9 protein-coding genes and 1 tRNA gene are annotated in these 8631 nt (G+C 68.6%); 4 read left to right on the forward strand and 6 right to left on the reverse strand.

Annotated features, from left to right (window positions below; genetic code table 11):
* Positions 1-80: 80 nt before the first annotated feature.
* A complete protein-coding gene (locus tag D471_RS0106960) occupies positions 81-923 on the forward strand; it encodes an aminotransferase class IV (protein WP_017597947.1) in 843 nt (280 codons plus the stop codon).
* Between the two features lie 91 nt (positions 924-1014).
* Here D471_RS0106960 and D471_RS0106965 read toward each other — a convergent pair whose 3' ends face one another.
* Positions 1015-1437 carry an SsgA family sporulation/cell division regulator gene (locus D471_RS0106965; RefSeq protein WP_017597948.1) on the reverse strand — a complete coding sequence of 141 codons (423 nt, stop codon included), beginning with the start codon at positions 1435-1437 and terminating at the stop codon, positions 1015-1017.
* Positions 1438-1912: 475 nt separating this feature from the next.
* Here D471_RS0106965 and D471_RS0106970 point away from each other — a divergent pair.
* Positions 1913-1986: transfer RNA gene (locus D471_RS0106970), tRNA-Val, on the forward strand.
* A gap of 141 nt (positions 1987-2127) precedes the next feature.
* Here the strand turns inward: D471_RS0106970 and D471_RS0106975 are convergent.
* The gene (locus D471_RS0106975; RefSeq protein ID WP_017597949.1) at positions 2128-2427 is read right to left on the reverse strand and encodes a PGPGW domain-containing protein; all 300 of its coding nucleotides are present in this window, start codon (positions 2425-2427) and stop codon (positions 2128-2130) included.
* A 501-nt stretch (positions 2428-2928) separates the two neighbouring features.
* On the opposite strand from D471_RS0106975, the gene thrS reads away from it, so the two are divergent.
* Positions 2929-4905 carry a threonine--tRNA ligase gene (gene thrS, locus D471_RS0106980; protein WP_017597950.1) on the forward strand — a complete coding sequence of 659 codons (1977 nt, stop codon included), beginning with the start codon at positions 2929-2931 and terminating at the stop codon, positions 4903-4905.
* Between the two features lie 175 nt (positions 4906-5080).
* On the opposite strand, the gene D471_RS40750 is transcribed toward thrS, so the two are convergent.
* Entirely contained in the window at positions 5081-5239 is a 159-nt protein-coding gene (locus D471_RS40750) for a hypothetical protein (RefSeq protein ID WP_017597951.1), read from the reverse strand.
* Positions 5240-5422: 183 nt separating this feature from the next.
* Positions 5423-5884: an IS200/IS605 family transposase gene (gene tnpA, locus D471_RS0106990; protein WP_083924148.1), complete on the reverse strand. Its 462-nt coding sequence runs from the start codon at positions 5882-5884 to the stop codon at positions 5423-5425.
* A 19-nt stretch (positions 5885-5903) separates the two neighbouring features.
* Between tnpA and D471_RS0106995 the strand changes: the two genes are divergently transcribed.
* Positions 5904-7034 carry an RNA-guided endonuclease InsQ/TnpB family protein gene (locus tag D471_RS0106995; protein ID WP_017597953.1) on the forward strand — a complete coding sequence of 377 codons (1131 nt, stop codon included), beginning with the start codon at positions 5904-5906 and terminating at the stop codon, positions 7032-7034.
* A 267-nt stretch (positions 7035-7301) separates the two neighbouring features.
* On the opposite strand, the gene D471_RS0107000 is transcribed toward D471_RS0106995, so the two are convergent.
* Together D471_RS0107000 and D471_RS38250 are read right to left on the reverse strand one after the other, a co-directional pair.
* Entirely contained in the window at positions 7302-7979 is a 678-nt protein-coding gene (locus D471_RS0107000) for a hypothetical protein (RefSeq protein ID WP_026127488.1), read from the reverse strand.
* Positions 7980-8458: 479 nt separating this feature from the next.
* Positions 8459-8631, reverse strand: a 173-nt coding sequence (locus D471_RS38250) for an acyl-CoA dehydrogenase family protein (protein WP_275041340.1), incomplete at its 5' end; no start/stop codon positions are given.

Consider the following 8631-nt stretch of genomic DNA (forward strand, 5'->3'; position numbering starts at 1 on the left):
CGCGTCCCAGGTCGGACGGGGGTGGCAGGATCGACGGTGTGTCATCGCCCGAGGGGGCACGACAGGACTTGGGGGTTGGGATGAAGGTGTGGATCGCCGGGGCCGGTTTCGGCCGTGGCACGGTCGTGGATGAGGGCGAGGCGCTCATCCCCGTGTTCGACCACGGCATCACGGTCGGCGACGGTGTCTTCGAGACGGTGCGGGCCCGGGAGGGGCGCCCGTTCGCGCTCACGCGGCACCTGCGCAGGCTCGCCCGCTCCGCCACCGGCCTCGGCCTGGCCGAACCCGATCTGGACCTGATCGCCGACGGAGTGGCCCTGGTGCTGGCGGCCAACCCCGAGATCGCCGACGCGCGCGTGCGGATCACCGTCACCGACGGCGCCGGGCCGCTGGGGTCGGACCGCCTGTCGGGAGAGCAGACGGCGATCGTGGCCGTCAGCCCGTTCCCGACGATCGCGCCCACGGCCGAGGTCGCCCTGTCGCCTTGGCCGCGCAACGAGTTCGGTGCGCTGGCGGGCCTCAAGACCACCTCCTACGCCGACAACGTGCGCGCGCTCGCGCACGCGAGGGCGAGAGGCGCCTCCGAGTCCGTCTTTCGCAATGTGAGCGGCAACCTCTGCGAAGGCACCGGGAGCAACGTTTTCGTGGTGCTGGACGGCAGGCTGGTCACCCCGCCGCTGTCGGCCGGGCCGCTGGCGGGTATCACCCGGGAACTCGTCCTGGAGTGGTTCGGCGGTGAGGAGGAGGACGTACCCATGGAACGCCTCCCCGAGGTCTCGGAGGCCTTCCTGACGTCGACCGGGCGCGACGTCCAGGCGATCCTGCGCATCGACGGGCGGGAGGTCTCCGCGGGGCCGGGTCCGGTCACCGTGAAGGCGGCCGCGGTGTTCGCCGAGCGGGCCGCGGCCCTCATCGACCCCTGAGCGGTTCCGGGAAGGCCACCGGAGGCCTGAGGACACGACTGGGGGACGGCGCCGTCGGGCGCCGTCCCCCAGTCGTGTCCGTGCGGGTGGGTCAGGGGTTCAGGTGTTGCTGGATCTCCTCGTCCAGGTCCACGAACGTGGGCTCCTGGCCGGCGGGCACGATCTCGTACGTGCGGTGCAGGAACTCGGCCAGCGGCGAGACCTGGGTGTCGAACTCGGCCTGCCCGAAGGGGGAGGAGAGCGAGATGCTCACGGTACGGTCCCCGTTGTCGTCCTTGGAGGGCCACACGCGGACGTCGCCCTCGCCCACCGGGCGCACGATGCCGACGGTGAGGAGTTCGCGGGCGAAGATCCACTCGACGGGGTCGTCCTCGCCGGTGTGGAAGGCGACCCGAATCGCGTACGGGTCATTCGAGCTGTAGTCGAGTCGCGCGACCAGGGGCACCGAGGTGCGTTCGGGGACCACGAGCCGCAGGCCCAGCTCGGCGGTGGCAGTGGTGTCGCTACTGTTCATGTTCGCCAAACCTTTTCTCGTCCGGCCCTGCTGTTGCGGCGCGGGTCGGTTGCCGTCTCACTCGCTCCAACGCGGCCGTCCGCGGACTATGACGTGAGTACGGAGACTTTCTTGGTCGGGTGGGACCGGAGACCGCGCTGTCCGCTCCTCGGGGCCAGCGTGCCGCATGGCGGCTTCCCGATCCTTCGTCACTGTAATGACCAGGGGAAACCAAAGATTTCCCAATGTCGGGTGGCCCACGTCACGCCAGGGTAATGAGATGGGGGTCCCCGCGGGTTCCGCGGGGGCCGGATCTCCTTCTCAGAGCGGGGATCCGGGCCACATCTTGGCAGGACCGGGCGGGCTTCCGGGGTGAAATGTGGCCTCTGTCACACACCCGAGATCCCGGGGGTGCGGACGGGTGCGCGGACCACCCCCGAAGATGCGCTAGAGTCTTTGTTGTCCGGCCGACAGGGCGGACGGGGCAACAACTCAAGGGCGATTAGCTCAGTTGGCTAGAGCGCGTCGTTCACACCGACGAGGTCACTGGTTCGAGTCCAGTATCGCCCACATGAGGAAGGGGCCGGCTCCGTGGAAACGGGGCCGGCCCCTTCGTCGTCCGCGATCCGCGCGGCCGCGGCTCCCGCGCCCCGGCCGGGCGGGAGGGCCGGAAGGGACGGCGGACCCACGCGCAGGGCGTTCCGGGTGCCCCTAGTCGGGGTCGGGGGTGGTGAGGCCCCTCCTGGCGGCCCTGCGGGCGCGGAGGCGGCTCAGGAGGTCGTCCTTGAGGCGGTTGCCCAACCGCTCCGCGCGGCGGAACCACGTGCGCGCGGGGCGGAGGAGCCGGCGGGCCCAGTGGAACTCCGAGCTCAGGATGAACAGGCCGAGGACGACCGAGGCCGCTCCGGGGCCGGGGAACACCATCATCACGAGACCGGCCACGATGACGAGGACCGCCACCGTGGTGACCACCACGCGCCAGGTCAGGTGGAGAGCCGGATGCGAGTGCATGCGTCGGCGAAAGAGTCGGAACCGCGCCCGCAGCCGCCGCCATCGGCGAACACGAGCAGAAGAGGGGGATGTCTCCGGGGCCGGCGGACCTTGGGAAGGGCTCGGTGACATGCGCTCACAGTATTCGGTCGGAACGAGTGGGCGGATTCGGGTCGGGCTGGGGGCGATCGGATGTCAGCTGATTGTCACCGATCTCAGTGAGTTGATCAATGCTCCACGGTGGGGGAGCCAGTGATCCCGGGAATACCGTGACGATCCATGACAGATTCGGTGGGGATCGGTGATGCTGCTCCTTCCTCCTCCTTCGTAGGGGTGTGTCCGGGGACCATCCCGCGTATCCGAAATCATGCGACCGAATCGAGGGTCGTGACCGCCCCTCGGCCTGTGGACAACGCGAAGCGGTGCGTACGCGAAGCCGATACCATCGGACGCGAAACGCCTGGCCGCCCGCACGCGGCGGCCCCGGCGCCGACCACGAACCACACATCCCTAGGAGTCACCGTGTCCGCCGCGCCTGAGCTGCACATCACCCTCGCCGGAACCCCGCGTGCGGTGGCGGCCACGACCACGGCGGGTCAGGCCCTGGAAGCCGACGGCAGGACCGTGATCGCGGCGATGGTCAACGGTGAGCCGCGCGATCTCGACCGCGAGCTGGCCGACGGCGACGTGGTCGAGCCGATCGCCATCGACTCCGAGGAGGGGCGGGCGATCCTCCGCCACTCCACCGCCCACGTCCTCGCCCAGGCGGTCCAGGAGCTCTTCCCCGAGGCCAAGCTGGGCATCGGCCCGCCCGTGGAGAACGGTTTCTACTACGACTTCGACGTCGCCGAGCCGTTCACCCCCGCTGACCTGAAGAGCATCGAGAAGAAGATGCAGCAGATCATCAAGCAGGGGCAGCGTTTCGACCGCCGGGTCGTCTCCGATGAGGAGGCCCGCGCCGAACTGGCCACCCAGCCGTACAAGCTCGAGCTCATCGGCATCAAGGGCAGCGACGCGGCCGAGGCCGCCGAGGGCGCCGGCGTCGAGGTCGGCGCGGGTGAGCTGACCATCTACGACAACATCCATCCGCGCACCGGTGAGCAGTGCTGGAAGGATCTGTGCCGGGGGCCGCACCTGCCCACCACCAAGGTCATCCCGGCCTTCAAGCTCATGCGCACCGCCGCCGCCTACTGGCGGGGCAAGGAGACCAACCCGCAGCTGCAGCGCGTGTACGGCACCGCGTGGGAGAACAAGGACGCCCTCAAGGCCTACCTGACCTTCCTGGAGGAGGCGGAGAAGCGCGACCACCGCAAACTCGGCTCGGAGCTGGACCTGTTCTCCATCCCCGACGAGATCGGCTCCGGTCTCGCCGTCTTCCACCCCAAGGGCGGGATCATCCGCCGTGTGATGGAGGACTACTCGCGCAAGCGGCACGAGGAGGGCGACTACGAGTTCGTCTACTCCCCGCACGCCACCAAGAGCACCCTGTTCGAGAAGTCGGGGCACCTGGACTGGTACGCGGACGGCATGTACCCCCCCATGCAGCTCGACGGCGGTCAGGACTACTACCTGAAGCCGATGAACTGCCCGATGCACAACCTGATCTTCGACGCGCGCGGGCGCTCCTACCGTGAGCTGCCGCTGCGCCTGTTCGAGTTCGGCACCGTGTACCGGTACGAGAAGTCCGGCGTGGTGCACGGCCTCACCCGAGCCCGGGGGTTCACCCAGGACGACGCGCACATCTACTGCACCAAGGAGCAGATGGCGGACGAGCTCGACTCGCTGCTGACCTTCGTGCTGGACCTGCTGCGCGACTACGGGCTCGACGACTTCTACCTGGAGCTGTCCACCAAGGACCCGGAGAAGTACATCGGCGACGACCACGTGTGGGCGGAGGCCACCGACACCCTGCGCCAGGCCGCGGAGAAGCAGGGTCTGGAGCTGGTCATGGACCCGGGCGGGGCCGCGTTCTACGGTCCCAAGATCTCGGTGCAGGCCAAGGACGCCATCGGGCGCACCTGGCAGATGTCCACGATTCAGCTGGACTTCAACCTGCCGGAGCGCTTCGACCTGGAGTACACCGCCGCGGACGGTTCCCGCCAGCGCCCGGTGATGATCCACCGTGCCCTGTTCGGCTCCATCGAGCGGTTCTTCGCCGTCCTCCTGGAGCACTACGCGGGCGCCTTCCCGGCGTGGCTGGCCCCGGTCCAGGCCGTCGGCATCCCGATCGCCGACGAGCACGTTCCCTATCTGCGCGAGATCGAGGCCAAGCTGCGGGCCGAGGGCATCCGGGTCGAGGTGGACGCCAGCGACGACCGGATGCAGAAGAAGATCCGCAACGCCCAGAAGCAGAAGGTGCCCTTCATGCTGCTGGCCGGTGACGAGGACATCAGCAAGAACGCGGTGTCGTTCCGTTACCGGGACGGGTCGCAGAACAACGGGGTGCCGATCGACGAGGCGGTGGCCGAGATCGTGGCCGCCGTACGCGAGCGCCGCTGACCCACACACGAGAGCGCCCATCCGGACGTCCGGATGGGCGCTCGTCGTATCCGCGGAACACGTCCCGGACGCGCCCCGTGCCGCGAGTGGGCCGCCAACCGACGATTGCCAGAGGACATCGTGCCCGAGGTTTCGGGGCGGGGGTTGGCCGCCGCACCCGGGACGGGGCGGTGGGTCAGCGCTCGCTTCGGGGCGCCGGCGGCTCGTCGTCCTTGAAGAGCTCCTCACGCGAGATCCGGGCCGTGGCGTTGGGGTCCGGCGCGGTCCGCTCCTCGTCGTCGTCCTTGAAGAGCTCCGCCCGGGAGATACTGTGCGTGGCGTTGGGGTCGCTCATGGGGATGATACTCCTTGTGCGTTGGGGCAAGCCGGATTTTATCTTGCCTTCACACCTGGCACGGCATGTTCCGTCCCACGTACACACGGTTGTGACTGCCCCCCTCCCCGGAGGAAGGGGATTCTCAGCGTGTCTTAGCGAGGAACCCCGGGGCTTCAGCCCCGGGAGGAATCGCCCCCAAGACTAGGTAGAGCGCCGCTCGATCCCCGGAGCACCGGGACCGGGACGTTTCTGGTTCTCGATGTACTCCCGCACGATCGACAGCGGCGCCCCACCACACGAGCCGACGAAGTAGGACGGCGACCAGAAGTGTCCGTGCATGCGGGCACGGTTGACCCGTCCGGTGAACTCCTGACGAAGCCTGCGAGCGGACACACCCTTGAGCGAGCCGACCAGGCGAGACAACGCGACCTTGGGCGGGTAGTGCACCAACAGGTGGACGTGGTCGGTCTCGCCGTTGAACTCGCGCAGCTCCGCCCCGAAGTCGGCACACACCTCGCGCATGATCTCCTCGCATCGGGTGAGCATGGCGTCGTCGAACACACCCCGGCGGTACTTCGGTGTGAAGACCAAGTGTGCGTGGAGGTTATAGACGACGCTTCTTCCCCTGCGTACGTCGGGGTCTGGTTCCCATCGCGGTGACATAGATCAATGCTACGATGCGGTGGTGTCCACGATCGTCGTGCAGCTCAAACTCACGCCTTCGCCCGAACAGGCGGCGGCGCTTGAGGCAACCCTGCACACGGTCAACGAGCAGGCCAACCGTGTTTCCCGGATCGCCCACAGCGAAGGTGCCCACCGCAACTACGCGCTGCGCAAGCTCGTCTACGCCGACGTGCGCGCGGCCGGTGTCGGATCCCAAGCGGCACAGCATGTCGTAAAGAAGGTCGCCGACGCCTACACGACGTTCAAGGCCAACCTGAAGGCCGGGAACTATGGAAAACCCGGGTCGAAGCGGCGCAAGCGCGTCGAGGAAAAGCCGATCGTCTTCCGGTCGGACGCCGCACAGCCCTACGACCAGAGGAACCTTTCCTTCTGTGTGGACGCCCGCACGATCTCGTTGTGGACTGTCCGGGGACGGTTGAAGGACGTGCCCTTCGCTTGCTCACCTGATGCGGCTAAGGCCTTGGGCGAGCACAAGCGCGGAGAGTCCGACCTGCTGTATCGGGACGGGGTGTGGTTCCTGTCCGTCACGCTCACCGTGCCCGACGACGAGGAGTATGACCCGGAGGGATTCCTGGGTGTGGATCTGGGGATCGTCAACATCGCCACCACCAGCGATGGCCGTGTCATGGCCGGGCGCAAGCTCAACCGGTACCGCGGGCGGCAGCAGCGTCTACGCCAGAAGTTGCAGGCCAAGGGCACCACGTCCGCCAAACGTGTGTTGAAGCGGCAGCGACGCAGGGAATCACGCGTCGCCAAGGACGCCAACCACTGCATCTCCAAACGCATCGTGGCCGAGGCTGAACGCACCTCGCGCGGGATCGCCCTGGAAGATCTTTCGGGCATCCGGCAGAGGGTACGGCTTCGCAAGCCCCANCTCGGGAGCTTTATCGTCTACAAGGCCAGGCGGGCGGGTGTGCCCGTGGTGTTCGTGGATCCGGCGTACACGTCCCAGACGTGTAGCTGGTGCGACCACCGCGAGAAGGGCAACCGCATCAGCCAGGACTCCTTTGTCTGCCGGTCGTGCGGTGTCGTTGCGCACGCCGACCGGAACGCTTCCCGCAACATCGCCCATCGTGGCGGGGTTGTGTGGAACGCGGGGCGGAAGTCACACGTCCCACCCGGATCCTAGGATCCGGGTAAGACGCGGTGGACGTTCCTGGCAGCCAGTCAGGTGTTCGACCGCAAGCTCGGTCCTTCAGGGCCGAGAAGCTGACATGAGTTCCCTCCCCTCATGGGATAGGTGGGGATTCCCGGCTCAGGCCGCCCGAACGCCCCGCGGACGCCCGGGGCCTTCGCCCTCGGCGCCAGCCGGGCTCAGCCCCGCCCGGACGAGCACCGCACGCGCGGAGTTCTTGTCCGTCGGTCGGCAGGCTCCGATTCCTCCCCGGCCCGCCGGTCAACGGCCGGTCGGGCGGCCGTGCCACGCCGTCGTCGGCACCCGGTTCACGAGGTCGATGAGGTAGTCGGCGGCGGTGAGCGCCCGGTCCGGATCCAGCCGCATGGGCGCCCAGGTCAGGACGTGGTCGCCGGAGAAGCGCACGGGAAGGGACCGGGAACGGGTGTCGGCCAGCAGCCAGGCTCTGGTCGCCCGGTCCAGGACCGCGCGGGTGAACGCGGTGTCGCTGCCCGCGGTGTGGAAGGTCAGATCGAACACGGCGTCGATCGGCTCGGTCCCGTCGGCGACCGGACGGGGCACCACGCGTCGGCGGATCTCCAGTTCCGCGTTGGGGCCCGGTGTGCGCACGGCCACGATCCGGTACGTGTGCCGCGAGCGGCCGGTGCCCCGCCGGTCACTCGCCGAGGCGGCGTGCGTGTACTCGAAAGCGGTGACCAGATGAGTTCCGCGCCGCCCGGTGAGGACGTACTGGGACCGCGCGTGCTGGCCGTGGACGGCCCGGGGGAGCACCGTGTCCTCCAGGGGCCGCGGATGGTGATCGGTGTAGTGCCATCCGTGCTCGTGGGCCCAGGAGCGGAGCTCGGCCGCCCGGTCCTTGCGGAAATGCGCGGCGACCGTGATCGCGCCCGCCGACACCACGACGGCCACCAGTGCGATCACTGACAGAGCGCCTTCCATCCGGTGTCTCCTCCGGCTGGGGAACGTGGAACGGCCTCGTCACCCGTGGCGGGGCCGCTGTGCGCGGTTCGGGTACGGGACCCGGTTATGAGGGGGCCTGGCCGTGTGAGTCCATTCTGTGCTGATCGTGGGTGCTTGTCACCCCTCTCCGGTCGTACCCCCGCCGGTCCCGGGGGTCACGCACACCCCGTGCGATTCCCAGACCCGCGCGGATCCCTGTGGGCACCGGCACCACGACGGGCCCCCGCTCCACCACCGTCCGTGTGGTCGCCGCTGTGACCAGCGGGTTCGTTCCCTCGGTCGGAATGGGGTCCACGGTTCGTTCGCGCCGCGTACACCGTACGGTCACCCGGTGGGCACGGACAGTTCGGGCTGTCCGGAACCGGCCACGGCCGCGGTCCCCGGACCGGCCCGCGGAACACGGACGGAACCGGCCCCCGGGAACACCACCGTTCCCGAGGGCCTTCCACTGCCGCGGATCAGGCGGGCAGGCCCAGTTCACGGGCGATGAGCATCTTCTGCACCTCGCTCGTGCCCTCGCCGATCTCCAGGATCTTGGCGTCCCGGTAGAACCGGCCCACGGGGTACTCGTTCATGAATCCGTACCCGCCGAACACCTGCGTGGCATCACGCGCGTTGTCCATCGCCGCGT

Source organism: Nocardiopsis lucentensis DSM 44048 (assembly GCF_000341125.1).
Taxonomy (GTDB): Bacteria; Actinomycetota; Actinomycetes; order Streptosporangiales; family Streptosporangiaceae; genus Nocardiopsis; species Nocardiopsis lucentensis.